Annotated in this window: 25 protein-coding genes and 5 pseudogenes; 11 read left to right on the forward strand and 19 right to left on the reverse strand. The window is 58.1% G+C overall.

What is annotated here, in order from left to right; all coding sequences use genetic code 11:
* Positions 1-41: 41 nt before the first annotated feature.
* Both AU14_RS21265 and AU14_RS09515 read left to right on the forward strand, forming a co-directional pair.
* Positions 42-767, forward strand: a complete 726-nt coding sequence (locus tag AU14_RS21265; protein ID WP_236743940.1) for a TonB-dependent siderophore receptor — start codon at positions 42-44, stop codon at positions 765-767.
* On the forward strand, positions 650-2,194 hold the full coding sequence (locus AU14_RS09515) for a TonB-dependent siderophore receptor (RefSeq protein WP_236743941.1): 1,545 nt from the start codon (positions 650-652) through the stop codon (positions 2,192-2,194). The genes AU14_RS21265 and AU14_RS09515 overlap by 118 nt, the downstream gene beginning before the upstream one ends.
* Positions 2,195-2,216: 22 nt before the next feature.
* Here the strand turns inward: AU14_RS09515 and AU14_RS18630 are convergent, their stop codons facing one another.
* The 9 genes and pseudogenes from AU14_RS18630 to AU14_RS09545 all read right to left on the reverse strand — a co-directional run bounded on the left by AU14_RS18630 (position 2,217) and on the right by AU14_RS09545 (position 9,490).
* A complete protein-coding gene (locus AU14_RS18630) occupies positions 2,217-3,245 on the reverse strand; it encodes a (2Fe-2S)-binding protein (RefSeq protein ID WP_052472012.1) in 1,029 nt (342 codons plus the stop codon).
* Positions 3,232-3,779: pseudogene (locus tag AU14_RS21270) on the reverse strand (iron chelate uptake ABC transporter family permease subunit). The gene AU14_RS18630 and the pseudogene AU14_RS21270 overlap by 14 nt, the downstream one beginning before the upstream one ends.
* Positions 3,780-3,820: 41 nt before the next feature.
* A complete protein-coding gene (locus AU14_RS21275) occupies positions 3,821-4,093 on the reverse strand; it encodes an iron chelate uptake ABC transporter family permease subunit (RefSeq protein WP_236743942.1) in 273 nt (90 codons plus the stop codon).
* Positions 3,985-5,256 (reverse strand): iron ABC transporter permease, encoded by a 1,272-nt coding sequence (locus AU14_RS21280; RefSeq protein WP_236743943.1) that lies wholly within the window; start codon positions 5,254-5,256, stop codon positions 3,985-3,987. Before AU14_RS21280 ends, AU14_RS21275 begins: the two co-directional genes overlap by 109 nt.
* The gene (locus tag AU14_RS21285; protein WP_236743944.1) at positions 5,246-5,623 is read right to left on the reverse strand and encodes a TroA family protein; all 378 of its coding nucleotides are present in this window, start codon (positions 5,621-5,623) and stop codon (positions 5,246-5,248) included. Before AU14_RS21285 ends, AU14_RS21280 begins: the two co-directional genes overlap by 11 nt.
* A gap of 7 nt (positions 5,624-5,630) precedes the next feature.
* On the reverse strand, positions 5,631-6,134 hold the full coding sequence (locus AU14_RS21290; RefSeq protein ID WP_236743945.1) for an ABC transporter substrate-binding protein: 504 nt from the start codon (positions 6,132-6,134) through the stop codon (positions 5,631-5,633).
* A gap of 72 nt (positions 6,135-6,206) precedes the next feature.
* Positions 6,207-6,980: an ABC transporter ATP-binding protein gene (locus tag AU14_RS09535; protein WP_041340514.1), complete on the reverse strand. Its 774-nt coding sequence runs from the start codon at positions 6,978-6,980 to the stop codon at positions 6,207-6,209.
* Between the two features lie 133 nt (positions 6,981-7,113).
* Positions 7,114-8,931 carry an ABC transporter ATP-binding protein gene (locus tag AU14_RS09540; RefSeq protein ID WP_041340516.1) on the reverse strand — a complete coding sequence of 606 codons (1,818 nt, stop codon included), beginning with the start codon at positions 8,929-8,931 and terminating at the stop codon, positions 7,114-7,116.
* A gap of 106 nt (positions 8,932-9,037) precedes the next feature.
* Entirely contained in the window at positions 9,038-9,490 is a 453-nt protein-coding gene (locus tag AU14_RS09545) for a YaiI/YqxD family protein (RefSeq protein WP_041340518.1), read from the reverse strand.
* Between the two features lie 286 nt (positions 9,491-9,776).
* Between AU14_RS09545 and AU14_RS09550 the strand changes: the two genes are divergently transcribed.
* The gene (locus AU14_RS09550) at positions 9,777-10,343 is read left to right on the forward strand and encodes a histidine phosphatase family protein (protein WP_041340520.1); all 567 of its coding nucleotides are present in this window, start codon (positions 9,777-9,779) and stop codon (positions 10,341-10,343) included.
* Positions 10,344-10,375: 32 nt separating this feature from the next.
* On the opposite strand, the gene AU14_RS09555 is transcribed toward AU14_RS09550, so the two are convergent.
* Positions 10,376-11,365: a glycosyl transferase family 90 gene (locus tag AU14_RS09555; RefSeq protein WP_041340522.1), complete on the reverse strand. Its 990-nt coding sequence runs from the start codon at positions 11,363-11,365 to the stop codon at positions 10,376-10,378.
* A 425-nt stretch (positions 11,366-11,790) separates the two neighbouring features.
* Between AU14_RS09555 and AU14_RS09560 the strand changes: the two genes are divergently transcribed.
* The 3 genes and pseudogenes from AU14_RS09560 (at position 11,791) to AU14_RS09570 (ending at position 15,146) form a co-directional block, all read left to right on the forward strand.
* Positions 11,791-14,064 (forward strand): bifunctional diguanylate cyclase/phosphodiesterase, encoded by a 2,274-nt coding sequence (locus tag AU14_RS09560; protein WP_041340523.1) that lies wholly within the window; start codon positions 11,791-11,793, stop codon positions 14,062-14,064.
* 241 nt (positions 14,065-14,305) lie between these two features.
* Positions 14,306-14,667 (forward strand): annotated as a pseudogene (locus tag AU14_RS09565) (copper chaperone PCu(A)C).
* An 86-nt stretch (positions 14,668-14,753) separates the two neighbouring features.
* Positions 14,754-15,146 (forward strand): DUF2784 domain-containing protein, encoded by a 393-nt coding sequence (locus tag AU14_RS09570; RefSeq protein ID WP_041340525.1) that lies wholly within the window; start codon positions 14,754-14,756, stop codon positions 15,144-15,146.
* Here AU14_RS09570 and AU14_RS09575 read toward each other — a convergent pair.
* On the reverse strand, positions 15,143-15,979 hold the full coding sequence (locus tag AU14_RS09575; protein WP_041340527.1) for a M90 family metallopeptidase: 837 nt from the start codon (positions 15,977-15,979) through the stop codon (positions 15,143-15,145). The genes AU14_RS09570 and AU14_RS09575 overlap by 4 nt on opposite strands.
* 66 nt (positions 15,980-16,045) lie before the next feature.
* Here AU14_RS09575 and AU14_RS09580 point away from each other — a divergent pair.
* Together AU14_RS09580 and AU14_RS09585 are read left to right on the forward strand one after the other, a co-directional pair.
* Positions 16,046-16,716 (forward strand): annotated as a pseudogene (locus tag AU14_RS09580) (SDR family oxidoreductase).
* Positions 16,717-16,761: 45 nt separating this feature from the next.
* Positions 16,762-17,434, forward strand: a pseudogene (locus AU14_RS09585) (spermidine synthase).
* A gap of 6 nt (positions 17,435-17,440) precedes the next feature.
* Here AU14_RS09585 and AU14_RS09590 read toward each other — a convergent pair.
* The 6 genes and pseudogenes from AU14_RS09590 to AU14_RS21305 all read right to left on the reverse strand — a co-directional run bounded on the left by AU14_RS09590 (position 17,441) and on the right by AU14_RS21305 (position 23,150).
* Positions 17,441-18,298 carry a PA4780 family RIO1-like protein kinase gene (locus AU14_RS09590; protein WP_041340529.1) on the reverse strand — a complete coding sequence of 286 codons (858 nt, stop codon included), beginning with the start codon at positions 18,296-18,298 and terminating at the stop codon, positions 17,441-17,443.
* Between the two features lie 104 nt (positions 18,299-18,402).
* A complete protein-coding gene (locus AU14_RS09595) occupies positions 18,403-18,822 on the reverse strand; it encodes a universal stress protein (protein ID WP_041340531.1) in 420 nt (139 codons plus the stop codon).
* Positions 18,823-18,971: 149 nt separating this feature from the next.
* The gene (locus tag AU14_RS09600) at positions 18,972-19,178 is read right to left on the reverse strand and encodes a cold-shock protein (protein ID WP_036130097.1); all 207 of its coding nucleotides are present in this window, start codon (positions 19,176-19,178) and stop codon (positions 18,972-18,974) included.
* 214 nt (positions 19,179-19,392) lie between these two features.
* Positions 19,393-20,802, reverse strand: coding sequence for an EAL domain-containing protein (locus AU14_RS21295; protein WP_330217987.1), 1,410 nt, complete (start codon positions 20,800-20,802; stop codon positions 19,393-19,395).
* Positions 20,794-20,970 (reverse strand): annotated as a pseudogene (locus AU14_RS21300) (hypothetical protein); the annotation flags it as partial. The pseudogene AU14_RS21300 and the gene AU14_RS21295, both read right to left, overlap by 9 nt.
* Positions 20,961-23,150 carry a DUF1631 family protein gene (locus AU14_RS21305; RefSeq protein ID WP_330217875.1) on the reverse strand — a complete coding sequence of 730 codons (2,190 nt, stop codon included), beginning with the start codon at positions 23,148-23,150 and terminating at the stop codon, positions 20,961-20,963. The pseudogene AU14_RS21300 and the gene AU14_RS21305, both read right to left, overlap by 10 nt.
* 119 nt (positions 23,151-23,269) lie before the next feature.
* On the opposite strand from AU14_RS21305, the gene AU14_RS09610 reads away from it, so the two are divergent.
* Together AU14_RS09610 and AU14_RS09615 are read left to right on the forward strand one after the other, a co-directional pair.
* Positions 23,270-23,590 carry an antibiotic biosynthesis monooxygenase family protein gene (locus AU14_RS09610; RefSeq protein WP_041343830.1) on the forward strand — a complete coding sequence of 107 codons (321 nt, stop codon included), beginning with the start codon at positions 23,270-23,272 and terminating at the stop codon, positions 23,588-23,590.
* Positions 23,591-23,639: 49 nt separating this feature from the next.
* The gene (locus tag AU14_RS09615; RefSeq protein WP_041340534.1) at positions 23,640-24,722 is read left to right on the forward strand and encodes a mechanosensitive ion channel family protein; all 1,083 of its coding nucleotides are present in this window, start codon (positions 23,640-23,642) and stop codon (positions 24,720-24,722) included.
* On the opposite strand, the gene AU14_RS21310 is transcribed toward AU14_RS09615, so the two are convergent.
* Positions 24,705-24,884, reverse strand: a complete 180-nt coding sequence (locus AU14_RS21310; protein WP_236743946.1) for a pirin-like C-terminal cupin domain-containing protein — start codon at positions 24,882-24,884, stop codon at positions 24,705-24,707. The two genes, AU14_RS09615 and AU14_RS21310, sit on opposite strands and share 18 nt — an antisense overlap.
* A 32-nt stretch (positions 24,885-24,916) precedes the next feature.
* Complete coding sequence (locus AU14_RS09620) at positions 24,917-25,576, reverse strand: pirin family protein (RefSeq protein WP_236743947.1); 660 nt, start codon at positions 25,574-25,576, stop codon at positions 24,917-24,919.
* Positions 25,577-25,780: 204 nt separating this feature from the next.
* Here AU14_RS09620 and AU14_RS09625 point away from each other — a divergent pair, with 204 nt between their 5' ends.
* Entirely contained in the window at positions 25,781-26,635 is an 855-nt protein-coding gene (locus AU14_RS09625; protein WP_041340536.1) for a crotonase/enoyl-CoA hydratase family protein, read from the forward strand.
* Positions 26,636-26,831: the final 196 nt, after the last annotated feature.

Below are 26,831 nucleotides of genomic sequence, written 5' to 3' on the forward strand. Positions count from 1 at the left end.
GTGCGCATTAAACCTGAGTGACTCAAAAAACGGAGAAGACGATGTCCCGAATGTCCGCAACCGGCTTTCGCCGCAAGGCACTGTGTACTGCGATCATGGCGGCTTCTATGCCAGGTCTGACGGTAGCTCAGAGCCAGCAGCCGGTGGCCCTCGAGCCGCTTGAAGTGTCCGCTGAGCGCGAAGCACCCAGTTCTGAACAGACTCGCAGTTACGTAGCTGAAACCACAACCACCACCATGAAGATGGGGTTGACCCATCGGGAAACTCCGCAGTCGGTGACCGTGGTTACCCGCGAGCAAATGGATGACTTCGCCCGGAACGACATCAACGATCTCCTGGAAGGCACCACCGGGGTTACCGTGGAATCGGTGGAAACCGACCGCACCTATTACACCGCCCGTGGTTTCGATATCAACAACTTCCAGTACGACGGCGTCGGCCTGCCGGCAGTCTACGACAATGTGCAGGGCGAGCTGGACACCGCCTTTTTTGATCGGGTGGAAGTGGTGCGTGGCGCCAACGGTCTGATGACCGGGTCGGGTAACCCTTCGGCCACCGTTAACTTCATTCGTAAACGCCCAACCGCAGATACTCAGGCTCCATCGCCGTTACCGGTGGGTCCTGGGACAAGAAACGCATTGTTGGTGATGTGTCTGGTGCGGTATCGGAATCCGGCGCGGTTCGGGGCCGGGTCGTGGCCGGTTACGAAGACAAGGATTCCTACCTCGACCGTTACAGCAACGAGAAACAGATGTTCTACGGGGTGATTGAGGCAGATCTCACCGACACCACCCTGCTGACCCTGGGACACTCCATCCAGACCTCCGATACTGACAGCCCGATGTGGGGCGCCTTGCCACTGTTCTATACCGATGGCACCGCCACCGATTATGCCCGTTCTACCAGCACGTCCTCAGACTGGTCGTACTGGGACAACACCCTGAGTAATAGCTTTGTGGAGCTCCAGCAGGAGTTGGACAATGGCTGGCGCGCCCAGGGCTCGGTGCTCAGGCTGAAGAGCGAGAGTGAGTCCGAACTGTTCTATCAATACGGTACGCCAGATCCCGACACGGGCGAAGGGATGGCCGCCTATCCCAGCCAATACGATCTGGATGTCGAGCAGTGGGTGGTGGATGCCTACGCCACCGGCCCGTTCAAGCTGGCAAACCGCACCCACGAGCTGGTGTTGGGCGCCACCTGGTCACGCTCGGAAACCGTAGACGAATCCCGCTATGGCCAGGGTATTGGTGACCCGCTGCCGCCGCTCGAGGAGTGGCAGGGCAACTATCCGAGGCCTGCCTTTGATAACGGTGTTGGCGGCTCCGACTGGACCGACAAGGAAGTAGCCACCTACGCCGCTGCGCGCTGGTCGCTGACCGACCGGCTGACCGCCATCACCGGCCTGCGCCTTACCTGGCTCGATAGCGACGGTGAAAGCTACGGCAGCAGCAAGTCCACCAGCTACGATGCAGTGGAGACCCCCTACGCTGGCCTGATTTACGACCTCACTGATGATCACTCGGTTTATGCCAGTTACACGGAAATCTTCACACCGCAGACCGAGGAAGACATCAACCGGGACCGTCTTGATCCTATTGATGGCGTTAACTATGAGATTGGCCTGAAGAGCGAATTTGCTGACGACCGTGTGAACACCACCGTGGCACTGTTCCAGACCAGGCAGGAGAACGTGGCGGAAGCGGCTGGTACCTATTCAGGGACTCAGGATCCTTACTACAGGGGGCAGGACGGGCTTGAGAGCCAGGGTGTCGAGCTGGAGTTTGTCGGTGATGTGACTGATCGCATTCAACTGTTTGCCGGCTACACCTATGTCGACATTGAGGATGCCGACGGCAATCCGGAAAAGTCCTTTGTGCCGGAGCACCTGGCGCAGCTGCGCGGAACCTGGCAAGTGCCCGGTATTGAGGGCCTGAAGTTGGGCAGCGCAATTCGCTGGCAATCAGAGATCACGCAAGAACAGATCTATCGTCCGGATGCCAACACCGCGATTTCCTACGAAACCAAGCAGGAGAGCTATGCGGTGGTTGATCTGATGGCCAGTTACGACTTCGCCCGCCACTGGAACGCCACACTGAACGTCAACAACGTGACCGATGAAAAGTACATCGAAAGCCTGAAAAAGTTTGGCGATGCCGCCCAGGCTTCTACGGCGATCCGGCCAATGCCAGCCTGACTGTCTCCCGGGTGTTCTAGAACTAAGGATGGGCCAGAAACAGTAGGGGCCAGGAACAGAAGGGGCCAGCAACAGAAGGAGCCTGGAACCGGAGAGGGTATAGCCCACTCCGGTAGTCTCTTCCACGCATTGGATGCAGGGAGTACACGCGATGACACCGGAACAGGAAATGATCGAAGGATTGAAAATCGCCGCAGGCGCAGGGCTGTTTATTGTCCTGGCTGCCACTGGCTGGTGATGGGTGCTGGGCTGGGCGGTTGAGCTCTGCCAGGCGCACCTTACGATAAACACCACAGGTACCGCAGTAACCACCCTCCGGCAGAAGGTATTTGAGGCAACACCCCTTACGCTGGGGGATGGCGCAGGTTTGGCCATTGAACGTCGCCGGAATCCAACCCACAAACCGACTGCCGTCGCAGTCAAAATTGTCCAGCCACGCCTGAGCCAGCGCACACACCGACTGTGCATCCGCTTGATTCCACACCGCTGAAAACGGCGCGCCGAGGCCAAGCCCGATACTGCTCCAGAAAGCGCCGGGGCTGACGCCCAGTGCCTGCCGAAATACCGGGTACCAGGCGTTAAGCTGGTCAGCCAGATGCTTCACGAAGTTATTGATACCAACGCACGGGCCGGTCGGCCTATGAAACCAGCGCGAACTGGCCATGGCGCCGTTGGCTGGCCCTAGAAATACCTCGTGTTCATTCGGCAGCGGTGCTTCGCCATACCGAAACAGGTTCAGGGTTAGCGGTGCAATCACCGACAGCGCCAGATCCTGTTGCACGACAGACACATGCGCCCGCATCAGGCGGGCGTCTGAGGTTTCCGGATGATCCATTCTGAGCTGGTGTCGCAGGCGTTCCGGCTGAGCCAGACACTCCGCCAGGGACAATGGCTCCGTTTGTCCGGGGGCTGAAGGCGACTGAGCCTGCCTTGAAGAACCCGTCAGAGCCAGAGCTTGGCTCAACACCGTATCGGTGTTGAGTTCTGAGCTGGCCAGCAACTGGCGATAGTGGTCACGCCAGTCTGGGTAATGGCACTCAGGCACGGCCATGACGGCTCAGCCCCCACAGGAAGTAAATACCTCCGACCAGCGCGGCCAGAAGGCCTGCCGGCAACTGCGACGGGAAGATCACGATCCGGGACAGGTAATCGGCCACTGCCAATAGCAGGCCCCCGGTCAGGCGGAGACAATCATCTGCCGGCCAACCGTCTGCTGCCCGAGTACCCGCGCCAGGTGAGGTGCAATCAGGCCGACGAAGCTGAGAGGACCGATGACCACCGTGGCCGCAGCAGTCAGAATGGCCGCAAGAATGAGCAGCCCCAGGCGGGCCCGAGTGACCGGCAGCCCCAGCGACGAGGCCGAGGTGTCACCCAGCGCCAGCAGCGTCAGCGGTCGGATCGCGACAAACAGAGCGAGGCAAATTACCAGGGTCAGGCCAAGAAGACTCAGGGCCTCGGTTTCCGAAATCAGCCAGGTGGCCCCGTACATCCAGTTCAATAGCTTGGCGGCAACGGTACCGCCGGACGCCATCACCAGACGCAACCCGGAATCCATAAAGACATACAGCGCCAGACCGCCCAGCAACAGCTGGTTGCCGGCAAAGCGATGGCGCCTGGCGAGCAGGATCAGCAGGCCAAGGCGCCGGCGGCGCCCAAAGTGGCCGCACCAAGCTGCCCGGCGCGGCCGATCTCGGTGCCGGTGAGCACAATCAGCACCATGACCAGAGCCGCACCGCCGCTGATGCCGAGCAATTCCGGGCTGGCCATCACGTTGCCGGTCATGCGCTGGATCAGGCTGCCGGCCAGGCCCAGGCAGATGCCCGCGAGAATGGCGGCGAGCAGCCGTGGGCCACGCCAGACCCAGCTTCGCCCCAGTCGGCGATGGGTGTCCAGCTCCATTCCTGCAAGCCGGGTGACCAGCCCATGGAGACAAAAAAGGTGGCCAGCAGCAAGCACAGTAAAACTGCGCCAGTAACCAGAACCGAGCGTCGTTTCGGCAGGAAAGCACCGGGGTTGGATTCCTGGCCAGGCATGTGATGAGTGTTCTTGAAGCCCTGCAGTGCCAGCAGAATAATGGGGCCGCCGATCAGGGCCGTTGTGGTGCCAGTGGGCACCAGAGAGCCATCACCCCAGGAGGACGCCCAATGCGCTAGGGTGTCTGCTAATAGCAGTAGCCCGCCACCGAGCAGGGTGCTCCAGATCAGACGTTCCTGAAGGGTTCTGGCGCCTAGCAGACGAGCCAGAACCGGTGCCGCCAGACCGACGAAGGCGACAACGCCCACCCGGCTGACCACGGTGGCGCTCATCAACACCACCAGGAACAGCGCCAGTATTCGTAGCAGGCCAACCCGGGCGCCGAGGGAACTGGCGGAAGCTTGCCCAAGCTGCAGCAGTTGCAAGGGGCGCATCAGCAACACCAGGGCGGCGCCCAGAATCAAAACCCGCGGCCAAAGATCCATAAACGGCTGCCAGCTGTTCTGGACCAGGGAGCCGGCGCCCCAGATAAACAGATTGCCCAGCCATTCGCCCTTGATCAGCATGAACGCCATGTTCAAAGCGCCCATGAAAAACGTAATCACCAGACCGGCAAGAATGACGGTCACCGGCGAGAAACCCAGTCGCCAGGTCAGTGCGATGACCATTCCGATCGCCAGCAGGCCACCGGCAACCGCAACCAGGTCCTGGCTAAACGCCAGCAAGGCGGGCGCAAAAAGGGTGGCCAGGGTTACGCCGAACTGGCCGCCGGCTTCGACGCCCAGGGTGGTTGGTGAAGCCAGGGGGTTGCCCAGCACCTGCTGGGTTACGGCACCGGCCAGGCCAAGGCCGCAGCCAATGAGCAGGGCAATGGAAACCCTGGGCGCCCAGCTGAAGTGGGCCAGCACCGAGGTGTAATCAGTGGTGTCGTAGGACCAGAACGCGGATACGACTGCCAGCGGATCAAGCTCCAGGAACCAGGGCGCGGCGCTGGCCGCCAGTGCGCCCAGCACGAGCAGCATGGCGGTCAGCGGCAGCTTGCCCGGCAACCGTGGCGCCGTACTGACGACTTGAGCCTCAGCGTACATTATCGCTACCTCCCTGGATCAGCGCGTCCGTCAGCTGAATGGCCAAGCGCTTGACCGGAAACACGGCGCCAAAGGGCCACACCGGCTCAATCTGGTAAACCTGACTGCGCTGCACAGCGGGGAGGTAAGTCCAGAACGGACTCTGGGCGAGGTTGTCAGACAGCCCCGGGCTGATTGGTTCTATTACAACGACCCGGCCGTTCGGGTAGGGCGCTATGGCTTCCAGGCCGACCGTCGAGAAGCCCCAGTAGTTGCCGTCGTGGGGCCAGACATTGTCCAGCCCGAGACCGTCGAGGGTGGTCTGGTACAGACCGTTCGGCGCAAAGATGCGAACGTGGCGATCATCCAGGAAACTGACCAGCGCCACCGGCCGTTCATGGGCGCGTGCGCTTCCAGGCGACGGCGCTGATTGGCCAGGGTGGTGTCGATATCAGCCAGTATCTCCCGGGCCCGATCTTCCCGATCGAGCATTTCACCCAGGGTAATGAGCATCTGCCGGGCTTTGGCGAACGGCTGGGAGCCTTTTTTGTAGACGCTGCTGACGTAGGTGGGGGCGATCTTCTCCAACAGGTCCGCCGCCGGTGCATTTCCGAGCTGGTGACAATCAGGTCTGGCTCAAGTTCGGCAATGGCTTCGAGGCTCGGGGCGACACGGGTGCCAATGTTGGGCACGTGGTCCGGCAGTACCGGTTCACGGACCCAGGTGGCATAACCGGTTTTGTCCGCCACCCCAATCGGGGTAACGCCCAACAGAAGCAGCGCCTCGGTGGCGGCCCAGTTCAGGGCGACAATGCGTTGCGGCGGTTCATCGAGCTCACACGGCCCTGCTCGTGTTGCCAGGTTTGTGCCGCTGCCGTCGCTGACAACAGCAACAGGCAAAGGCCAGCCATTATCCGCGCCAGGGGATTGGTGAAAAGAGGGTTGTTGAAAACGGCGTTTGTGAAAGGCGAGCTAGTGGACATAGGACACCCACTGGCCCGGGGCACGTTCCAGAACTCCCATCGGCACACCGTAGATGGATTCCAGGGTGCCGCTGTTCATGATTTCCTGCGGGGTGCCATCGGCAATCAGTTGGCCGCCGCGCAGGGCTACCAGGCGATCACAGAACCGGGCGGCCAGGTCCACATCGTGCAGAACCACCACCACGGTGAGATCCCGTTCCTCGGCCAGTCGATGCACCAGGCGCAGGGTCTCAACCTGATGCTTTACATCCAAAGCCGAAATGGGCTCATCCAGCAGCAGGCAGCGGGTTTGCTGGGCCAGCAGCATGGCAATCCAGGCCCGTTGGCGTTCGCCCCCGGACAGGGTATCCACCGAGCGATGGCGGAACGGGGTCAAACCGGTGTCGGCAATCGCCTGGTCAATTAACGTGTAGTCGTCGGGTGTGTAGCGGCCCAGAGGTCCGCGCCAGGGGTAACGACCCAGGGCCACTAGCTCGCTGACGGTCAGGCCGTCGGTGCCGGGCGGGTGCTGGGGCAGGTAACCCACGGTACGGGCGAATTCACGGGCATCGGTGCGGTGGTTGCGGTTGCCAAGAAGGCGAGCTTCGCCCTTGGCTGGCGAAAGTTGCCGGGCCAGCACCTTGAGCAGGGTTGATTTGCCGGAGCCGTTGTGGCCGAGCAGGGCGGTTACTTCGCCCTCCCGGAAGTCGAGGTTGATGTCTTTTACGATGTTGGTGTTGCCGATGCGAACACCGAGGCTGGATACTTCAAAAAAGGCAGACATGCGGACTCCCGATTCCCAGAAGCTCCGCAGCATAATCTAAACGCGAATCACTATCAATGGCGTTATTTGGTGCGCCTGGCTAGTCCGAGCCAGGTGCAGTCTCAGGCCGGGGCTCTCTTAGGCCGGCACTCTTTTAACCAGGCACCATCGGGGCCGCTTGCCCGGTCTGCACCTGCCACTGGGCGTGGTAGGCGCCCCGCTGTTCAAGCAGTTCATCATGGGTGCCGGATTCCACCACTTTGCCTGCTTCCACGACTGCAATGGTGTCGGCGTCGACAATGGTCGACAGGCGATGGGCGATCATGATCACCGTCCGGTTGTGGCCAATGCGCCTCAGGGAGCGCTGAATGGCTGCCTCGGTCTCGTTGTCCACTGCACTGGTGGCCTCGTCCAGCACCAGAATGGGCGGGTCCTTTAGCAGGGCCCGCGCCAGAGACAGACGCTGGCGTTGGCCGCCGGACAACCGTATGCCACGTTCGCCAACCGCCGTGTCCAGGCCATCGGGCAGGGCTTCAATGAAGGACCAGGCCTCCGCCGTTTTTGCGGCGTCTATGATGTCGGATTCGGTGGCGTCGGGTTTGCCGTAGGCCAAGTTGTCTCGAATGCTGCCTTCGAATAGATAAACGTCCTGGCTCACCAGACCAATGGCGCTACGCAGGGATTTCAGACTCACGCTCTGAATAGGCTGATCGTCGATCAGAATGCGACCGTGACTGGGGTCGTAAAACCGCAGTAGCAGTTTGATCAGGGTGGATTTGCCGGACCCGGTAGCGCCAACCAGGGCGAGGGTGTTGCCAGCAGGCACGGTCAGATCAATATCCCGTATGCCAGCGCCGCTAGAAGGATAGTGAAAACTTACTTGCTCGAAGTGGACATGGCCTTTAACCGGCTCGGCCAGGGGCAGGCTTGCCTGGTCGTGCACATGCACGGGCTCTGCCAGCAGGTCCAGGATGCGACGGGTACTGGCCATGGCCCGCTCGAAAAGGTCGATAACTTCGGCCAGGCCAGTTAGCGGCCAGAGCAGGCGCTGGGTAAGGAACACCAGCACGCCGTACGCGCCGACGTTCAGTGAGCCCTCCAGGGCCATCATCCCGCCCACGGTAAAGGTGGCGAGGAATCCGGCCAGAATCGCCATGCGGATCACCGGGATGAACGCCGAACTGATGCGGATGGCCCGGCGATTAGCTTCCACATAGGCTTCGCTGCTGGCCTTCAGGCGCTCGGCTTCACGCTGCTCCGAAGTAAAGCTCTTGATGGTAGCGATGCCGCCCAGGTTGTTGGCCAGGCGGCTGGAGAGATCGCCGACTTTTTCCCGCACGTCGGCGTACAGCGGGCCGGCCTTGCGCTGGAAGTAGAAGGCGCCCCAGATAATCAGCGGGATCGGGGTAAACGCCAGCAGGGCAATCAGTGGCGAGAGCACGAAGAACACGGCACCAACCGCCACCACGGTCACCAGCACCTGGATCATGGCGTTGGCGCCGCCGTCCAGGAAGCGTTCCAGCTGGTTGACGTCGTCGTTCATGGTGGCGACTAGCTGCCCGGAGCTGCGGGCCTCGAAAAAGCTCATGTCCAGGCGCTGGGCATGTTCGTAGGCATCTTGCCGCAAGTCTGATTGCAGGCGTTGGGCCAGGTTGCGCCACAGGATCTGGAACAGGTACTCGAACAGGGATTCACCGGCCCAGATGAAGAAGGTCAGCACTGCCAGTATGGTGATCTGCTCCTGGGCGGTTTCGAAGCCCAGGCCGGCGACAAAGCTCTCTTCCTGGTTGACCACCACATCGATGGCGACGCCGATCAGAATCTCCGGAGCAATGTCGAACAGCTTGTTGATGATTGAGCAGATGCTGGCTGTGATGATCTGGCGCCGGTAGCCCCGCGCGTATCTCAGCAGGCGGGCAAGGGCGGCAAAGCTGCTGTTGGGCGGGCTGGAGGCGCTGGAACGGCCGGACATGTCTTCACTCCGTGGGAAATTGGAAAGCGGGAAGGGTAGCGGGTTACTCCTAAAAATTAAAGAGAATCATTATCAACAAATATTTGTGCTCTCGATCAGTGCATAGTTAACTCTGGCGATTGCGCTGCAGCCAGCGGTCCAGTTTGTCGGCGAATTCCTTGCGGTCGGTCTGGCTGAAGGGAGCCGGGCCACCAGTGACCTGGCCGGCGTTGCGCATTTCTTCCATGAAGTTGCGCATGGCCAGGCGCTGGCGAATATTCTCTTTGGTAAAGGCCTGGCCTCTCGGGTTGAACACGTCGGCGCCTTTTTCGATGGCTTCGGCGGCCAGCGGAATATCCTGGGTGATCACCAGGTCGCCCTGGGTCATCTGATCCATGATTTCGTTGTCGGCCACGTCGAAGCCGTGGGCTACCTGCTTGCGCTGAATGTAGGGACTCGGCGGCAGGCTGATGGCGTGGTTGGCAATGAAGGTGGTCTGGATCTGCCAGCGGGCGGCGGCCCGGCAGAGGATTTCCCGAATGGGGACAGGGCAGGCGTCGGCGTCGACCCAGATTGGCATGGTGTGGTCCTTCGTTGGTTTGGTGTCTTTTGGGGAGTTTAACGGGTGTTGGTGTGAGCTTGGTAGTCGTTAGCTGCGTATTAGCTTTTGGGCTTTTTGATTCGGGGGCTGAGGCATTGAAAGCGTTTTGCCAAAAACCGCTACGAGCACATCCATGTGCGCTTGTCTTCGGCCTTCCGTGGCCTACGACATTTTTGGCAAAACCCTTTCAATACCTCGGTTGCACATGGCAGTTGCCTTCCTGCCATTGGTTAATAGAGCTATAGACTGGTCTTGGAGGGTTGTGATGGCTTTCAGAACATTTTGTTGCGCATTGCTTTCTCTGGTGATTTCGCTACCGGTGCTGGGGGCCGATGACAATGGCGATGCCTGGTCGGCGCTCCGGGAAGGGCGGGCGGTCTTGATGATGCGCCACGCCCTTGCGCCAGGCATGGGCGACCCGGCTCGCTTCGAGCTGGGTGACTGTAGCACCCAGCGCAATCTGAACGACGAAGGGCGGTTGCAAGCCCGTTCCTGGAAACCCTTTCTCGCCGAACATGGCATTGATGAGGCCCGGGTGTATTCCAGCCAATGGTGTCGCTGCATGGACACGGCGACGGAGATGAATGTTGGGGACGTGACTGATTGGCCGCCGTTGAATTCGTTTTTTCAGAATCGGAGTGAAGGGCCAAGACAAACTCGGGAGATTATTGAGGGCGTAAATGAGATGGGTGAGGGCGCGCCGATTATTCTGGTGTCCCATCAAGTGAATACTACGGCGTTGACAGGGGTTTATCTGGCCTCAAATGAGGGCGTGATCATTGCGTTGCCGCTGTCAGATGCACCGGAGATTCTCGCTCGAGTCGCACCGTAAAGAGCTCGAACTTGAATCCGTGAGCTGCTTGGTCAGCCAGGTTGCAGGGCGATACTTTGGCCGGCGGGCTGGTGGCTGAGGTCGATGTATTTCTGCATCACCAACAGGGCTGTGATCCGTTCGATGCGCTCGTTCTGGAACCGTGCGACGTGGCGTTGGGCGTTGGCGATGATTTCCTGGGCTTCCTCAGGAAAACGGGTGTAATAGTCGATCTTTTCAGGCAGGTCCGAGTGATCGTCGGCCAGTTCCACGTAGTGGTAGCCGGGCACGAGTGAGCCTTCCATAAACCAGGTTTCGAAACGGGGTCGGCGCATCATGCATAGGGAGTTGGAGGCCATGATCCATTTCAGGTTGGTGGCCACATCGATACCTTCAACACTGACCACGAACTGGTATTCCAGTTGCTCTTCAATACTCATGAACGGCTTTAGATAGGGTGCTGGCCCGGTTTCCTTGTGTCGGGTGCAGCCAACGTTGCAAAGAGGGTGATCGGCAAACCGGGTGGCGAACTCGATGCGGTGGGGGCGATTGGATTTGCCGCGCCAGACCGCCATGGGCGTTTTGTCGGTGAAGGCGCGCTTGTCGGGGACAAAGTTGTAGTGGCGTATGCTGTTGAGTTTCAGCAGTACTGAGTTTTCGTTGCTGCGATTGGCGCGTATGGGGCGGCTTTTTACGAATCTGGGCTGGTCTGGAACTTCGGTAATGTCGCCAAACTGGTAGTCGACTTTCTTGTGGCGAGGGAAGCATCGGATCAGGCTACAGAAGTCGATACAGTAAGCGGTGCTTTTACCGGAGGAACGGAAACAGCCGACGGCTTCAGCGCGGGACGAGGGGCGGAAAGGCTGTTGAAGACGGTTGTAGTAGGCAACCCGGCGCTGGATGTCGGCCTGTTGCGGGCGTGACAAATGAGAGAATGAGTCTAGCAACAGGCGCCGCTGGTATTGCCAGATCAGTCGAGGCACGATTGAGCGAAGTCCGTGCTTAAGGTAAGCAGCCAGTTTGTGAGCAGCTTTTCTAGGCATCGCAGAGTTCGACTCCGTGTATATTGGCTCATGGGTTTCATGCACCATAGGAGCGGTAGGTTTCAGCGAGATTTCAGAAAGGTGAAGGTTTGACGAAGCGTCAGTGATGACATCAGAGTGCGAGTTTGTGAGCCTTGCCTGTCGGCCGCCGTTGATCATTTCTCATGGGTTGACTAATTTTTAAACAGTGGGCCCGGTTTTTTGCAGCGAAACTATCCTAGCCGGGTGAGACTTGGCTCTGCTAATAGATAGAGGTCCTGAGCCTTGGCAGTGGACGTTCTTTGCTGACCTTCGATCACAGTGCGGCAACCGGCGCTGTCACGAGTGACCGATTAACTAATCGTAAATTCGAGGGAGGTGGACTCGGCCTATAATGGGCTTGGCATGTTGTCCGTGCACTAACATGGGCATGCCCGGGGGGACGTTTGACGACACGCAAGCGAAATATCTGGACGCTATTCTGGCTCGTGTATGCCGGCGGCCTTGTATTGCTGGCGTTTCTGGTGTCGTCCTCCTGGAATGACACCGTTGATCGCTATGAGCGTCATCACCAATCCCGCGCCGAGTTCTTCGCACAATCCGTATTCAGCATTCTCAGTACCCAGGAGCTCGTGCTGGATGTTGTTGGCCGCGAGCTGCTGCGCCGGGGTGAGTTCCCTCAGGTGCCCTATGCGCTGCCACTGCTAGACAGCGTTCTGGCCTCTAACCCTTCCATAGCAGGCATTGGGCTGGTGCGGCCCGATGGCCAATTCATTGCATTGAGTTCCAACGTAAATCTGGAAAAATTACCCAACCTCCGGGGCTCGGAAACAACGGCCCCCAGTTTTGATCTGACACTCACAGAAGACAAGCTGATCCTGGGGCGGACCTACTATTTCGAGCCACTCGAGAAATGGATCATTCCGGTTCGCAAAGCCCTCAGGGACGACAGTGGCGAAGTGGTCATGGTGGTGACCGCCGGTCTCGAAATTGAGAGTGACCGAGGGATCTTTCGCAAGGATCACCACAGCCGCGACGCCGACAGTTTAATGCTGTTCCGAGAGCGAGATGGCTATCTCCAGTACCTGGACCGGGAGGGAGTTGGCCCGGCGGACTATGCAGCGATTCGCCGCACTGAAGAGCAAGCGCGTGAGGAAGTGGTTCGGTTGGAGAAGCAGACCGGTCGAACCATTGAGGCCATCAAAGCGGATGATGAAGCCGTTGTCTTCTACTCGGAACGGGACAGCGGTAATTACATGGGGGCTGCGGTTTACGACCCCCGCTTCGAACTTTGGATCGTATCCGAATCCGACATGGCCGGCATTCTCCGGGATTTCTTTGAAGAGCTGTCGATTTATCTGGGGCTGTTTTTTGTTGTTTCGGCGCTGCTCTATTTTCTGTTCAATCGCATCGATAAAATCGAGAAAGAGCGCCTTGAGGAACTGTTTCATCAGTCCCGGCACGATGACCTGACAGGTCTGCTCAACCGGGCCGGATTGATCGACCAGATTCATACCCGCATTAACAGCCATCAACCGTTCAGTATGGCGTTGGTGGATATTGATAATTTCCGCGGCATAAATGACCGGTTTGGCCAGGACTTCGGTGACCGGGTGCTGGCGGAATGGTCGCGCTGCTTGAAGAAGAATGCGGGGAATGAAGCGGTTGTGGCCAGCCTGGGTGGAGATGAGTTTGCCGTTGTTACCCACCTGTGTGAACCGGAGCAAGTGTCCAATTATTGCTGGCGACTGTTAACCGATACCAGCCACTGCATTCAGGGCGGCTCCCTTGAGCTTCAGCTGGGCGCCAGTATTGGCGCCGCCATTTTTCCGGAGAACGGGCATTCTTTCAGCAGCATCGTGCGCAGTGCCCACCTTGCCCTGCACAAGGCGAAACGAAATCGGAATGAGGTTTGCCTGTTCCGTAACGACATTGAAACCGGGTATTTGCGCCGTGTTCACATCGAACAGCGACTCAGGGGGGCGCTGGAGCCGAACCTGATTTCTATGGCCTACCAGACCCAGGTGGATGCCAACGGACAGGTGATCGGTATGGAAGCCCTGGCACGGTGGTACGACAAGGAACTGGGCTACGTGCCGCCCAATGAATTTGTGTCAGTGGCCGAGGCATCCGGCCTGATGGTTCAGCTGGGCGACTATGTGCTGGACCACAGCCTGGCTGACTTCGGTTTGCTGCCACGCTCGGAAGAGGCACCGCTGGAGCTGTCGGTAAACATTTCAGTGCTGCAGATCATGCAGCCGGGGTTTGCCGAATCGGTCCTGGAAAAGCTCGACTACCATCAGGTGGCGCCGAGCGAGCTGACTCTGGAAATCACCGAAACTTTGTTTATGTCCGGGCACACCCAAATCCTGCCGGTGCTGAACCAGCTCCGTACTGCCGGAATTCGGATGTCGATGGACGATTTTGGCACCGGCTATTCGTCCCTGAGTTTGTTGCGTAACTTGCCCATCGACGAGTTGAAAATAGACAAATCCTTTATTGATCATATCAGCGCCGATAAGCAGTCCCGGAACATGGTGGAAAGTATTGTCGCCATTGCAAGCAATCATGGCATGGAGCTGGTCGCTGAGGGCGTGGAGCACAAATCCCAGGCCGATGCGCTGATAGCCATGGGCTGCCGGCGTTTCCAGGGCTTCTACTTCAGTCGGCCGGTGCCGATTGAGCGGGTTCGGGAGCAGGTTGCGGCCTCCGTGAGCTGAATTCTTACTGACCTTTTCCTGCACTCCGCCGCATGAAAATGCTTGTGCCCGTCCGCACCTCCGTTAAGATTTATCCCAAATCAACCTTTGGACAAGGAATCGCCGAGTAATGAAAGTAAAAGCCCTGCTTGCCGCTGCGCTAATCGCTCTGACCCCGACTTGGGCCGCAGCTCATGAATTCGTCTCTGAGGCGGTGCACATTGACCATCCATGGAGCCGGCCGACGCCACCGGGCACGCCAATGGGGGTGGGCTACCTGGTCATCACGAACACCAGCGACGCGGACATCACCCTGGTTGGTGCACAAACCCCACGGGCGGCCAGTGTTTCGATTCACGAATCCATGATGCATGACGGCATGATGAGCATGCAACCGCTCAAAGACGGCCTGACTATTCCCGCCGGCGAAGCGTGGAATTGAAGCCCCACGGTTACCATCTGATGCTGGAAAAACTGAATGGGCCGCTTCAAGAGGGTGAGATTATTCCGCTGACCCTGCAATTCGACGGAGCCGAAGCACTGGAAGTGGAGCTTATGGTAAAGCCTCTCGACGACGGTTCGATGAAAGAGAAAATGGACCACTCCGATCATCACATGGAGTGATGAGCTAACTGAGGAATAACAGATTATTGGTGCGGCCCCATTGTTTCCAATGGAGGCCTGCTGGGAATTGTGAAGGGTGAACCAGTATGGTTCCAGGTGCCGTTTACGTTGTTCTCGCGGACTCGTTGCTGGTCCTGCATGTGGCTTTTGTCGCTTATGTGGTGCTCGGCTTGCTTATGATCTACCTGGGCCACTTTCTGAATTGGTCCTGGGTGCGCAATCTCTGGTTTCGGGTCACCCACCTGATTGCCATTGGTATCGTCGTTGTCCAGTCCTGGCTCGGCGTCATCTGTCCGCTAACCACCTGGGAGATGGCGCTGCGCAGCCAGGCCGGTGATGCCAGTTATGAGGGCTCGTTTATCCAGCACTGGCTCCATGCCATTCTGTATTTCAGTGCGCCAGAATGGGTGTTCATCCTGAGTTACAGTGTGTTCGGTGGTCTGGTCTTACTCAGCTGGTTCATCATCCGACCACGCTAGTCTGGTTCCGGCCGAAACTCAATCATCGGGTCCAACCGGTAGAAATCGCAGAGCACGGCATACACTGCCGGCTGTGTGTCCTTGAGGTGAGTGGGCTGTTGAAAAAAAGCCTCGGTCAGCACCGCAAAGAATTCAGCCGGCTGGGTCGCGCCGTAGGGGTCGAGCCAGCTCTGATGGTGATGCCTGAGGGAGCGCCGCAGGTGCTCATAGGCTTCGGTCATGGTGTGTAGCCATTGCTCGGCTTGCTGGCCACTTAGCGGTGGTGCTCCATCGGCAGTTCCGTCGAGGTAGTCGAGCTGATGCGCAAACTCGTGCAAAACTACGTTGTGGGGCTCGTTCGGGTGCTGGGCATCGTCTTCGCATTCTGACCACGCCAGTACCACCTGGCCCCGGGAAGATGCTTCGCCGGCCCGGATCTGTTCGTCCACGCTCACCACCATGCCGTCGCTTTCTGCGGACTGCACCCGGTATACGTCCGGGTAGACCAGAATGCTGCGTACCTCATCGTAATCACTGAACGAGCGGGCGAGGATCAGCAGGCAGGCGTGTCCGGCAATGGTGACCCGAGCCTCGTCGTCCACCTCAAATCCGTCGCAGCCGTAAAATTCCTTTTCAGCCAGAAACAGTTGAACATGTTGTTCAAGGCGCTGTTGCTGCTCCGGTGCCAGTCGTTGGTAAAGGGGGACGTTGGCGTGCAGCAGGGCGCGCCAGGGAGCCGGGAAGGGCTGCTCCAGCTCCCGCTGTCGGCGCCAGCCGCGGTAGAAGAACAGGTAAAAGACGGAAAGTGAAATGAACGTTACTGCAAACAGCGCAAATACAAACAGGGCTGACATTCCGTATGATTCCAGTCCGGGTGGGCGTATCGTCATCTTACCCTATACCAACTTCTGGAGTTTGCTATGTCTGAGAAACGAACCGTTGTAATCACTGGTGCCAACCGCGGCATTGGCCTTGAGCTGGCCCGATATTATGCCGGTGAGGGTTGTGACGTGATCGGGGTGTGCCGTGAGGCGTCGGCCGAGCTGACCGAGGTGGCTGCGCGCGTAATCGAGGGCATTGATGTAACCAAAGATGCTGGCGTAGACAAACTCACCGATGCCCTGGCAGGCGAGCGCATTGACCTGCTGATCAACAACGCCGGCCTGTTGCAAGATGAAAAGCTCGGTAGCATCGATTTCGACTCAATTCGCATCCAGATGGAAATCAACGCTTACGCACCACTGCGAGTCACCGAGGCCCTGGTGTCGCAGATTCCTTCTGGCGGCAAGATCGCCAACATCACCAGTCGCATGGGCTCGATCGCTGATAATGATTCTGGCGGCCGTTACGGTTACCGCGCCTCAAAGGCAGCGCTAAACGCCTTTGGCAAATCCCTGGCTATGGATCTGAAGCCTCGGGGCATTGCCGTTGCCCAGTTGCACCCCGCTATGTCCAGACCCGGATGGTAAATTTTGGCGGTCTGATTACGCCCGAGGAGTCGGCCAAGGGGCTGGCGGCGCGTATCGAAGGCCTGAACCTGGAGAATACGGGATCGTTCTGGCACAGCAACGGCGAAGCACTGCCGTGGTAAAGTGTCGCGGCACCTTTCCCCTCCCTATCCGCCACTGAGGTTTTTATGGCCCGTTTCGAGCTGCTCGGCACAGCAACCATTCCCGGTAAGGGAACCCAGCTGCGTTTGTTGCAGCGTAACGATGAGTTTTCCATCAAGATTGCGGGCAGCACCGGCGAGTTGATGAACAGCCGTCTACACGGCTCCGAAGATGCGCTGGCAACGCTGCCATGCGAACGCATTGCTGACCACCCGGCACCGCGAGTGCTGATAGGCGGGCTGGGCATGGGGTATACCCTGGCGGCGGCGCTTCAATCCCTGGGTGAGACCGCTGAGGTGACCGTCGCTGAGCTGGTGCCCGAGGTGAAAGATTGGAATCTGGGGCCTTGGTGGGGCGGCCGGTTACCCCCTGAAAGACCCCAGGGCCAGGGTTCATATTGGCGATGTGGTGCAGTTGATTAAAGAGTCGCCTTCCAGCTACGACGCCATTCTGCTGGATATCGATAATGGCCCCGAAGGTCTGACTCGCAAGGAAAATGACTGGCTGTACACCACGGCAGGTATTGCCGCAGCTCAAGCGGCATTGCGGCCGGATGGCGTTCTGGCGTATTGGTCTGCGGGGCAGGATCCGGCGTTTACGGAGCGTCTTAAGCGGGCAGGGTTGTCGGTTGAACCGATTACGGTGCGGGCACATCGCCCCGGCAAAGGGGCGAAGCACGTTATCTGGCTGGCCTGGTAAGGCCGGTCAGGTGTCTTCCTCTTCCATCTGCTGGCGTTCCAGGCGCTCCTGCTCTTCCAGCTTGGCCGCATCGATCACGGCCATCAACTCGTCGACATCGGCGCTGTGGGTGTCGTGTTCGAAACAGCCGGTCAGCCTGCTGTCCGGGCGGAGGTCGCCGCTTTCATAAAGGGCCCAGATTTCCTTGGCATAATCGGTCAGGAGCAGGTCCGGGGCATAACGGCCAAAATGGCGGCGCATATTGTCGACATCCCGTTCCAGCATGCGCTCGGCATTGTTGTTGCCCGCGGCATTGACGGCCTGGGGCAGGTCAATGATAACCGGGCCCTGGGCGTCAACCAGCACATTGAACTCAGACAGGTCGCCGTGAATCAGGCCAGCGTCGAGCATGCGGACAATCTCTGCGATGACTTGCTCGTGGTACTCCCGGGCGACTTCTGGCGTCAGGGTGACATCGTCAAGCCGGGGCGCCGCTTGACCGTCTTCATCGGCAATCATTTCCATCAGAAGCACGCCATCCACGAACCCCAGCGGTTGTGGCACTCGCACGCCGGCAGACGCAAGGCGATAGAGGGCGTCCACCTCGGCGTTCAGCCAGGCGTCTTCCTGCTCTTTCTGGCCATAACGGGTTTTCTTGCTCATGGCCCGGGCGCGGCGGCTGTTGCGTACTTTGCGGCCCTCCTGGTATTCCACTGCCTGCTTGAAACTGCGTTTCTGGGCTTCCTTGAATACCTTGGCACAACGCAACTGGTCGCCACAGCGCACCACGTACACCTGTGCTTCTTTGCCGCTCATTAACTGGTACATCACTTCATCCACCATGCCGTCGTCGACAAGGGGCTGTAATCTCTTCGGTACTTTCATAGCGCCTTTCTGATTAACAGTATGCAGGCTCGCCGCACGCTTGGCCCATGGCAGGGTCAAGTTGAGGCACGGGGATAACTGGATTGAAGCATAGCTTACTTGAGTCAGCGCACCACAAACACTGAAATATTGCTGTGCTTCACAATGTTGCCAGCGTTGGAATGGAGGATATGCAGGCGGTCTCCCACTCCGGGGGCGTGTGAGGCCATCACGATGAGATCGGCGCCGGTATCCTTGATGGCATCAAGGAGTTTGTGGTCGAGCTCTACGGCGGTATCGGGTGTCGCCAGCACTTCGCTACTGGTACGCAGGCCATGGGCTTTACCCTGTTCTTCGGCAAAAACCTGAAGTTTCTCGGCGAGTTCCTTGGGATTGTGCGCCGCGGCACCGGGAGTAGTATTGGTTACCGTGACGTAGCAGACGGCGGCATTGTAATGCTTGGCAATATCGACGGCCGTATTCAACGCTTTCGAGAGTTTCTCGGTATGTGCCAGATCAACGGGCACCAGAATTTTGCTGTACATGACCCCTCCCTGAATTGCGTGGCGTGCAATTGTTCATGTTACGAGCTTACCGTAAGCATGGCACGGGCTTGGGGATCTGCAAAAAAAGGGCATAAAAAAAGGCAGCCGAAGCTGCCTTTTTTCGCGGTTATTGCTTAATCCGTTAAGGATTACAGAGCAACAACGTTCTCCGCCTGAGGACCTTTCTGGCCCTGAGTCACGGTGAACTCAACTTCTTGGCCTTCGGCCAGAGTCTTGAAACCACCGCCTTGAATAGCGCTGTAGTGAACGAATACGTCCGGGCCGCCTTCACGAGTGATGAAACCAAAACCTTTCGCTTCGTTGAAGAACTTAACGTTGCCGGTAACTGTAGACATAATAAACTTTCCTGAAATTGATCTTTTAAAAGCGCCGTCAGACTATCGTTGTGATATCCGATCAGCATTGTGCGGGAAACAAAAAACTGGCGTGATCAAAAACAGGACGTACGACTTATTACAGCTACAATGCGTCTTATTGATGAAATGCTTTGCTAAATCTTTCCAACGGCATCTACAGTACCTCACAAGTTTCCAAATGCAAAGGACTTTTTCATAAGCATAAACCCGTGGATGTGCGAATCTCCGTGGTAAGGCTGTCGAGCCGACAGGGTTTGGCGATGCCGAAGCCCTGGGCGTAATCCACCTGTATCTCCCGCAGGGTTTCCATGATCTCCATGTTTTCCACGTATTCGGCGATGGTCTTCAGGTCGAGGAAATGGCAAAGCTCGTTGATCGACCGCACCATGGCGTAGTTGGTGAGGTTGGTGGCCATGTCCTTCACAAAGATGCCGTCTATCTTCACGTAATCAACTGGCAGCTTCTGCAGGTAGGCGTAGGACGACAGGCCTGTGCCGAAATCATCCAATGCAAACCGACAGTCCAGGCGCTTTAGTTCGCGCATGAAGTCGGCAGCGTAGTGCAGGTTGGCGACCGCAGAGGTCTCCGTCACTTCAAAGCAGATTTTCGGTGTTAGGTTTCGATTGGCTCGCAGCAGCGCTTCCAGGTCCAGCATAAACCGGTCGTCACTGAGCGACGCGCCGGACAGGTTAACGTTGAGCGTATCAATTCCCTCCAGAATGTCTGGGTTGCCGTTCATCCAAGCGAGTACTTCCTGCACCACCCAAAGATCCACCCGGGTACTGCGTCGGAATTTCTCGGCCGCCTCGATATACGCCTGCGGAGAGATCTGGTTGCCGGCTGAGTCCGTGAGCCCAAGGAGAAGCTCGTAGGACTTGCCGCCTGTTACCGTATCAATCAACGGCACAATCGGCTGGGCACGAATGAACAGGCTGCCGTCGTTGATACTGCGATCGATTTCGGACACCCATTGCGGCGTCTCCGGTTTGGCCAGCGGGCTCGAGCTCTTTACCAGTTCTACTCGGTTTCCCCCCAACCGTTTCACTGATTTCAATGACAGACTGGCTGAGTTCAGCAGATCTCCAGCCGATTCTGCAGTATCGGTAATAGGGCACACGCTTACACTCAGGGTTGCCCTATACGCCGCGTCGCCCTGGGTAAATTCCTGATCCTCGAATGCCTGGCGTAGGTGCTCAGCAAAATCCAGGCTCTCCTCAATGGCCGTGCCATCAATCAGGATGGCAAATTCGTTGCCGCTGATTCGGCCAGCATGGGGCTCCGGGTGATGCGACGCGCAGTGTTTCTGGACCAGCGCACCGGTGGCCTCAAGCAGTCTGTCACCGGCCTTGGCGCCGTAGGTGGAGTTAATGACGCTGAACTCGTCGATGTCGAGAACCACCAGTGCCCCGGCGCTACCTGCGATCGTACCTCGGGCTAGCACCGCTGACACCAGTTTTTCGAAGTCGTGGCGATGCATGCATTTAGTCAGGGCGTCGTGCGTTGCCTCGAAATTCAGCCGGCGATAAACGTCCTGAACCATGTTGAACAGGCTTTGGTCGACAAAGGGAATGTCGCCCTCCTCAACCAGTGACGCGGTTCCCATGCGCAGCTTTTGCACAAACTCCCGAAAATTGAAGCTGATTTCACTCATGCCCGTGGGCGACAGGAAAACAAAGCGCAGCACATCTTCACCACCCCAGACCAGGCGTAGCTTGCGGGTTTCGCCGGAGTCCAGTGTGATCTCCACCCAGTCGCCGACGGTCAGTTCACGAGCCCGGGTGGTCCAGCGGTCAGTTTCGGCTTCTGGCGACTCTGCCTCGGGTTTCGGCTTTTCGCATAAACCTCCAGGTACACTGTGGTGATGCTTTCCTGTCGCTGAAGTTGCCCGGTTAGCTCCGTCATCAGTGACCGGAAGCGGCCGATGTCGCCAACGGTACGAAGCTCCCGGTCAATAAACCTCAGAACATTGCCGCTCTCCAGCTCCCGCTCAAAGGCCAGCTCATCATTTGATGCATCCGGAGAGTCCGGGGTGAGCCAGCTCTTCAGGAGCTTCACAACTTCCAGCAATTCACCGTAGTAATGACTGTCCGGGCCCTCCCGCAGGAGTGCGAGCACCATCAGTTGCTCCCAGCCGGCCGCCAGAAGTGTCAGGAGTACCGTGGGAATTTCCTGGCCGCCAACAATCGTATTGAGTTCTTGCTGTACCAGTTTTCGGGTCTTCTTGAGCCGTTCTTTGCCTTCCAGTGTCTTGGCAAGACGTTCGGAATTCCTGACGAAGGATTGGTCCTGACGCTCGACCAGGGTTTTGAGTTTGCCGTTGAGAAGTTGAAGCTGTTCGGAATCCAGGTTGTCAGCGTGGATGAGGTCCTCAATGATGCCGGAAACGGTGGACTCCAGATTCTTTGTGGAGGCGCGCTCGGCCAGGCAAAGGCGCATGAGGTCGTTCACGATTTCCCGCGCCGGATGGTCTTCGTCGTTGAGGAATTCGGGCGTATCGAGCAAGGCCTCGAAAACCGGAAGTTTCAATTGCTCCAGTTTGTCTCGCAATCCGCCGGAAATTCGCTGCTGGGTTTGCAGTGGCGCGAACAGCTGGTCCACAAGGTTGGCCTTCGCCAGCGTCGGTTCATCAATAGAGCTGCCAAAATCCGGATCGGCCTCTGCCAGTTCCCTCAGGGCCTCGGTAAGTTCTGGTTGTGAGGTCTGCAGTTTCTCAAGTAAGTCAGACCGTCTCGGTTTCAGATCGGCACAGAACTGGGGGCTCGATTGCTGCCAGCCGACCAGATCGGCGTCGCCTCCGTGTGCAAGTCCCATCAGCCGGAACAGAGACTGGTCTGGGGTGTGGGCCTCGTGCTGCTCTGGCTGAGAGGAAGCAAAGTGGTCGTCGGTATCGCTCTGGGTTTCGTCTTCAGCGGTGTCTGGTGACAATTCGGCCTCCGCACTGGCTACTCCCCGTGCTGACCAATTGGGCGGCAGTTGGGCAAAACCGATTGTGTTCAGGCCGTTGCGCGCGCAGTCATCAATAAGCGCTTGCATGGTCGGCGCCCACACCTCTCTCAGTGAGGATTCGAATGCATGATAGATAGTGTGGCGGTGTTCGTTTGCAATCCCCAGGCGATCGGTTGCGTATTGCAGGCAGGTGCAAAGGGCGGCTGGAGAAAGGGGGTTGTTGGACTCGGTGATGTCTTTTCGAAAGATCTGATTCAGCAACTGGTGCAGAGCGAACAGAATGTCGGAGTGTTCGCCGGCCAATCGTGCGGCAACGGTTTGGAGGTCCAGCCAGTCCTCAAATACCTGCTGATGAAGAATGTGAAGTTCTGACTCCTGTTCCTGCTCGACCCGGTTGTCGGTTATTTTCGTGCTGTTGTTCGTAAATCTTGCCTCGAAATCCTGGCAGATCTGGGGCTGGCGGCTGGCAAAAATGAATCGCATGTCTTTCAGACGAGTGATTTCCCGCATCTCCGCGGCATTCTCGAGCTCCTGCTCAATCATCTTCCCGGCGGTTTCCAGAAAATCGGGTAGCAGCCGCTCCAGCAGGCGAATTGCGTGTTGCTGGTACAGACGCTTCAGGCGATCCATTGCCGCCTTGTCTGCAAGAACGGGTTGTCGGCCGAGTACCTCTTGCGGCGCGCTTAGCTTGGCAAGCACGCTGGCAGAAGGTTTTGCCGTTAGAACAAACGTTTCGCCCTCGCTGGCGCTGAGAGTGCCCCTTAAATGCAGGCTGAAGTCCTGGCCGTTGCCGCCTCCGAGGATGTGCAGATCCACCTTGCCAGGCTCGCCCGAGGCGAATCGGCTGGTCACGGCGGGAGAGGTCAACTGGCTGAGAGAGAGCAGGGCCCGATCACCCTGCACCTCTACGCGGGAGACAACACAACCACAGGGATTAAGTGCCGGGCAAACTAAGAGGGCATCCTGCAGAAGCTTCGTGCTTTTATTCCTTCGGGCTGAAGTCATTACCGCCTTCCTGAGCAGCGATACATCGCAAAATGCGCGTGTGAACTTGTTTTCAGATTAATGGCATAGGCGCAGAATGCAAAGCATAAATGCCGATGACGAAAATTGTGGAGGACACCATGAAGTTTATTTTCGAGGTCCGCATGAAAGAAGGGCATGCGCCGGAAGAATATGCCGAGGCCTGGGTACGAGCCAGCGAAATCATCCAGCAGGCGCCCGGTGCCCGGGGCACTGAACTGCATCGCAAGATCGGCGATCCCAACACCATGATCGCGATCGCTCGCTGGGACAGCAAAGAGGCCAGAGATGCCATGGAGTCGAAACATAATTCCAGCGTAGCCGAAATTATTCGAAGCGTCGCACCGTTTGTGGAAATCACGCCGCTTGGGGAGTTTGAGGAGCCTGAGTGGGTTGTACTTCCACCAGGGAGGTCTGGCTGAAAATGCCTGCTATCTTGAGAGACAACGAAACAAACCAGGGGATTTAGTAATGTGGGATTCCGTCGAAGCAGGAGTGAGTGCCTGGTTATATCCTGCACTGTCGGCTGTGATTTCCGTGCTACTGGCCTACATAGGCTTTCGCCTCGCCCTTGGCGTGATTCGTCGGCTTACTCGACGCAAAGCCGTGCCCCGATTATTTCTCGATGCCTCCGCCCGAGCCCTGGGTTTTGTGATTTGTCTGATGGTGCTGAACGGGGTGCTGGAGGCAGCGCCTGAAGACCTGGCATTTTTGCCGGAGCTTCAGCACCTGGCAACGTTGTTGCTAATCCTTTCCCTGACCTGGGCCCTGGTACGCTGTACGTCGGCCATTGGTGAGGTCATCGTCACCCTCAATCCGGTCCTCGAAAACGAATGGAAACGGGCCCGGAAGGTGGAGACCCAAACCCGGTTTCTGGTTCGGGGCCTGAATATCCTGATCGTGATTCTCGGCCTGGGTGCCGCTCTTATGACCTTTGAGTCGGTGCGGCACGTGGGTGGCAGTCTGTTGGCGTCGGCCGGTGTCGGCGGCATCATCCTGGGTTTTGCCGCCCGCCCGGTGCTGGGCAACCTGCTGGCGGGGATGCAGATTGCGCTGACTCAGCCCTTTCGGATTGATGACGTGTTGAATGTTCAGGGCGAGTGGTGCTGGGTAGAGGAAGTGACTGCAACCTATGTGGTGTTGAGAGTCTGGGATCTGCGGCGTCTGATCGTGCCGTTGCAGTGGTTCATCGAGAACCCGTTCCAGAACTGGTCCAGAAACGCCGCCGACCTGCTGGGCACCGTGTTCCTTCGGGTCGATTACACCATGCCGTTGTTTCCGTTGCGGGAGGAGTTTGCTCGCCTGTTACGGCAAGCGCCCCAGTGGGATGGCAAGACTGAGACCGTTCAGGTGACTGATTCCGACGACACTACTATCCAGGTCCGGTTTCTGATGAGTGCGCCGGACTCCAGTCAGACCTGGGATTTGCGCTGCGCCGTGCGTGAGGGGCTGATTACTTTCATGCAGGAGAACTACCCGGAATACCTTCCCAGAATTCGGGCCCGCATGCTGGATCCTGAACAGCCCGGGGAGCTGTCACCGCCGCCACGGTGAACGTGGTCCTTGCAGGCGTTCGCCCTGCCACTGGGGAATCTCGCCAAAGCGTGAGCTGCGGGCGTCCCAATCCTGCTCGGCCTGAACGATTTCCTGCTGGTGGTAACCCACGTAATTCCACCACATGACGACGTCTTTCCCTAACGGCTCACCGCCGATCAACAGCGCGCGAGTGCCCGCGGTGCAGTTGATGGTCAGGGTGCTGAGGCTGGAGCGAGGTAGGCGAGTTCATCGGCTTCAAAGCACTCACCTTCAATATCGCAGGTTCCGGTCAAAGGCAAGATGCCGTATTCGAAACCGGGCTCCAGGGTAAGCCTGATGCTCTGGGGCAGTTCACAGTCGATGTCCAGTGCCATGATGGGTGAGTACTGAAGCGTGTCGGCGGTTCTGGATTCGTACTGCCCGGTCAGCAGGGTCCAGGTCGCGCCCTGGTTCTGCCAGCGGGGCAGGGTGGGGTAATGATCAAAACGTGGCGTGGTGTCGCGATCTGCTTCCGGGAGCGCAATCCACAATTGCGCCGCGTGCAGTGAGCGCTCGCCAAATACGGATTCCTCCGTATGGCTGATGCCGTGACCAGCGGTCATCAAATTCACTTCACCCGGGCGGATGGGCTGGCTGGTGCCCAGACTGTCCCGGTGCAGCAGTTCGCCCTCAATCATCCAGGTAAAGGTCTGCAAGCCGATGTGGGGGTGAGGACCAACCCGCAATCCCTTCTCGGTCTCATCAAACGTGACCGGGCCGATGTGGTCCAGGAAGCACCAGGCGCCTATCTGGCGGCGCCCGCGAGTGGGAAGATTCCGGGCAACCGGGATGCCGCCAACTTCCCCGGTTCGGGCCTGAAAACGCTGTGTCATAAGTTCTGCCTCGTTCACTGTAGCTTCAGCATGGTCCTGCCGGTTTGAAACGGCAAGCGCCTGGTCAGAGGCAATTCCACTGAATGTTTCAGAAATTTTGGGCGCCGGGTTGTCGGCTTATGGTTAGCTGGGTAATTATGATAAGCCGTGAGTCTGGTGGCTGTGCCCAGGCGTCCAAAACAATTTCAATGAAGGAGTCCTCTTTTGTCTGACCTCGCCACTTACGAAAGTTTCAATGTTGAAGTAAAGGATCATATTGCCCACGTTCAGTTCAGTCGCCCGGAGGCGCTGAACTCCATGAACAAGGCATTCTGGCTGGAACTGCCGAAGTGCATGCAGGACATTGAGGCGAATTCCGACGCGCGGGTCATCGTAATTTCCAGCACTGGCAAACACTTCTCCGCCGGTATGGACCTGGGCGTGTTCAGCGACCCGAAGGCGGTCCCGATGAGCGGTGATCCCGGCCGTATGGCAGAGAACCTGCGTAGGGTTGTGCTGCAGTTGCAGGACACCCTGACATCGCTTGAGAAGATCCGGCTGCCTGTGCTGGCCGCTATCCACGGTGGTTGCATCGGTGGTGCACTGGATCTGGTCTGTGCCGCTGACAGCCGATATTGCACTGAGGATGCGTATTTCACCATCAAGGAAACCGAGCTGGGCATGACGGCCGACGTTGGTACCTTACAGCGCCTGCCCAAGCTGATGCCCGAGGGCGTGGTGCGTGAGCTGGCGTATACCGGTCGCAAGTTCTCGGCCCAGGAAGCGCAGGGACTTGGTTTTGTGAATACCACCTACGAAAGCCAGGACGCCATGCTGGATGCCGTTATGGCGATTGCCGGCCAGATTGCTGCCAACTCACCGCTGGCGGTTACCGGCTGCAAAGAGATGCTCAACTACAGCCGTGACCATTCCGTGGAGGACAGCCTTCGATATATGGCAACCTGGCAGGCGGGGATGTTCCGCCCGGGCGATATGATGAAAACCTTCCAGGCCAAAGCCCAGAAGCAGACACCGGAATACGATAACCTGCTGCCTCTGAAGGGCCTGTTCGAGTCCTGAATGGCTGAAGGTTCCGGATCCCGGATGTCTGCCCGGACCGCTCTGTTGTTTCAGAGCGGTATCGGCGTGCTGGGCTTGATCGCCATTATGCTGTTCGACATCCCGGTGCAGAACAGCGGCCTGTCCTGGACGCAGAGCTTGGGCTGGGGCTGTTTCGGTGCGTTTGGCACCTATGGAATTCTGGTTTTGCTGACCC

This window comes from Marinobacter similis, from assembly GCF_000830985.1.
Classification (GTDB): domain Bacteria; phylum Pseudomonadota; class Gammaproteobacteria; order Pseudomonadales; family Oleiphilaceae; genus Marinobacter; species Marinobacter similis.